General features: G+C 61.1%; 2 protein-coding genes. Both read left to right on the forward strand.

Annotated elements, in window-relative coordinates; translation table 11 throughout:
* The coding region (locus SMC5_RS07180) for a DUF4209 domain-containing protein (RefSeq protein ID WP_119120163.1) at positions 1–2,202 on the forward strand (2,202 nt) is incomplete at its 5' end.
* 196 nt (positions 2,203–2,398) lie between these two features.
* Positions 2,399–2,613 (forward strand): histidine kinase N-terminal 7TM domain-containing protein (locus SMC5_RS07185; RefSeq protein ID WP_207799136.1); only part of this gene is annotated, 215 nt, incomplete at its 3' end.

Raw genomic sequence — 2,613 nt, forward strand, 5'->3', positions numbered from 1 at the left:
ACGCCCTGGTGGGCCAAGCTCATCAACCTGCTGCTGGACGCCGGCGAAGGCAACGCCTCCCGGTTCGCCAGTATCTGCGGGACAAGCGCACAGCGCTGCGAGACCGCTGGACAGTGGGAAACCGCACGCCTGTACTGGCAAGTCAAGGCTCGCTGCGAGACCGCCGCAGGGCAAGACAAGAACAGGGAACTGGCTCTCAAGCGCGCCTCCGACACCTATGTCAAGCAGGCCGACGTCGTGCAGTCCGAGGCCCAGCCCATCACCGACCACGCGCTGGAACTGATGCGCAGCGCCATGGAATCGCTTGCAAAGGTCCCAGGCAACGAGCAGGCTGTCATTGAACTCAAGAAACAGGTCGACGCGCTCGAGCTGAAGCGCAACGATGCTCCCATGAAGAAGCCGTCGCGTATGGATCCAGCTGGCATCACCCAGTGGGCACGTGACCAGGTCAAGAGCAAGGACCTGCGCGCCGCGCTCGTCGCGCTCGCCAATCTGGCCGAAACACCCAAGCCAGCAGAACTGGAAGAACAGGTCGACGCCAAGACGGGCCGGATGCCATTCCAGTATCTCATCAGCACGGTTGGAATGGATCAGGAGGGAAAGGCCTCTTCTCACACTCCCGCCGCCTTCACGGGCGATACCCGCGAGATCCGTACGGCCAAGGACGCCGAACTGTACCAGGAGGCTGCCCGCAACCGTCAAATCGCCGTACTCGCTCTACTCGATCCCGCCCGTCGTCAGGTCCTGTCAGACCATGTCGTACGACTGGATGACTGGCGTGCCTTCACGACCGACAACCCCTTCGTTCCCGTCGGGCGCGAGGAAATCTTCGCCCGTGGCATGGATGCGGGCATGAATGGCGACTTCCTTGTCGCAGTCTCACTGCTGACACCGCAAGTCGAAAATGCCGTACGCATCGTCCTGAAGAAGGCCGGTGTCGTCACCAGCAAGATCGACATGCGTAACGTCGAGCAGGAGCGCGTACTCGGAGCCCTGCTGGACATGGACGAGGCAGAACGTGTCTTCGGGCGCGACCTCATGTTCGACCTGAGAGGTCTGCTTGTCGAGAAATTTGGCTCCAACATGCGCAATGAGCTGGCCCACGGCCTTCTGGACCTCGACGGCTTCAAGGGACCCGACGCCGAGTACCTATGGTGGTGCGCGCTCCGCCTTATGTTCCTTCCGTCGCTGCAGGGAGTAAAGACCGACCTTTCGCGCCTCCATCCCGGAACGCCCGCCCGTCAACAGCCTGATCTGATCGATGTGCATGGACGCGTCCACCATCAGGAAAGCGGCATCGGCGAACCATCGGTGGCTGCACAACCGGCGACAAAGTCGGCCATCATTGCTCCCACACCTGCTCCCGTTCAGGCCGCTGCCCCGTCCACGACGCCCCAGCGTGCTCCCGACCGTGACCGTAACCGTAACAGAGGACGTGGCTTCTTCGGCCGCCGTAACCGGGAACAGAGACCCGAGACGACGACTGCTCCAGCCGCGCCAGTGTCTACACCTGTACCGACGCCTGTGGTGGCCCAGCCGACACCCGCTCCTGTCGTTCAGACAAAGCCCACGACACCTCAGCGCCCTGTTGTCGAGACCAGGATCAGCCAGACACCACCTTCAGTCTCGGCACCCGCGGCAAGACCTTCCGGCTCCACCAGACCCGTTGTCGATTTCCGTGCCGAAGTACGCGCAGCGATGGCAGCAGCCGGTCTTGTCGGCTCCACGGACACGAAATCTCAGCAGCCACCTATTACCCCTGCCACCGGGGAACGTTCCTCAGAGAAACCCGGATCTTCCTCTGCCACGACCAGCCCCGTCGCCGCTCAGTCCCACAGACGCGGCCGCAGATCATCACGCCCGGTAACCGCTGAGACAACGCCTGTTACTCAGACTCCCAGCGCCCCGAAGCCCCAGATCAAGGTCGCACCGACGGTCGCCGAGAAAAAGCCTGTCGAGACACAGACTCCGGCAAAGAATACATCGCGCCGCGGTCGGCAGACAGCCCAGTCGCAGCAGGGACCAGCAAGATCAGCCGAGAACAAATCGAAACCAGCCAACAAGGCTCCTGTCGTCAGAGGCGGAAAGGAAGCCCTGAAGGTAACTGCTCCGAAGCAACCAGCTACACAGGTCAAGAACGCTCCCGCAAAGCCTCAGCGCGGACAGAAAACTTCCAAGCCGGGGGCGAACGGCGCCAAATAGCCTTTCCTGTATCACGCAATTGTCAGCCCCGGGACCACGGCCCCGGGGCTTTATCATTCGTCCCCGGGCGTTCCATCTTTTTGACACACACGTATCTGTGGCTAGACTGCTCACAAACAGTCTTGCGGAAAATCAGGACCAGAACTCGTCTCAGTGGAGTGACCGCACATATGAAACAAATGGAAAAGGGTTGAACATGCAGATGACACCGTACACGCTGCCATTGCTGGCAGCAGCTCTTATCTCGGCCATCGTCGCAGTCCTTGCGTGGCAACGCAGACCTTCCCCGGGGGCTCGTGCCTTTTCGGCGGCCATGTGTCTGGTGGTCCTGAACATCCTTGTCTCGCTGTTCCTCCTCAGCAGTACAACACTGGATTCCTTCCTGTTCTGGGTGAAGATGTCGTTTCTTGG

This window comes from Candidatus Cryosericum odellii (assembly GCF_003570935.1).
In the GTDB taxonomy this organism is placed as follows: Bacteria; Caldisericota; Caldisericia; order Cryosericales; family Cryosericaceae; genus Cryosericum; species Cryosericum odellii.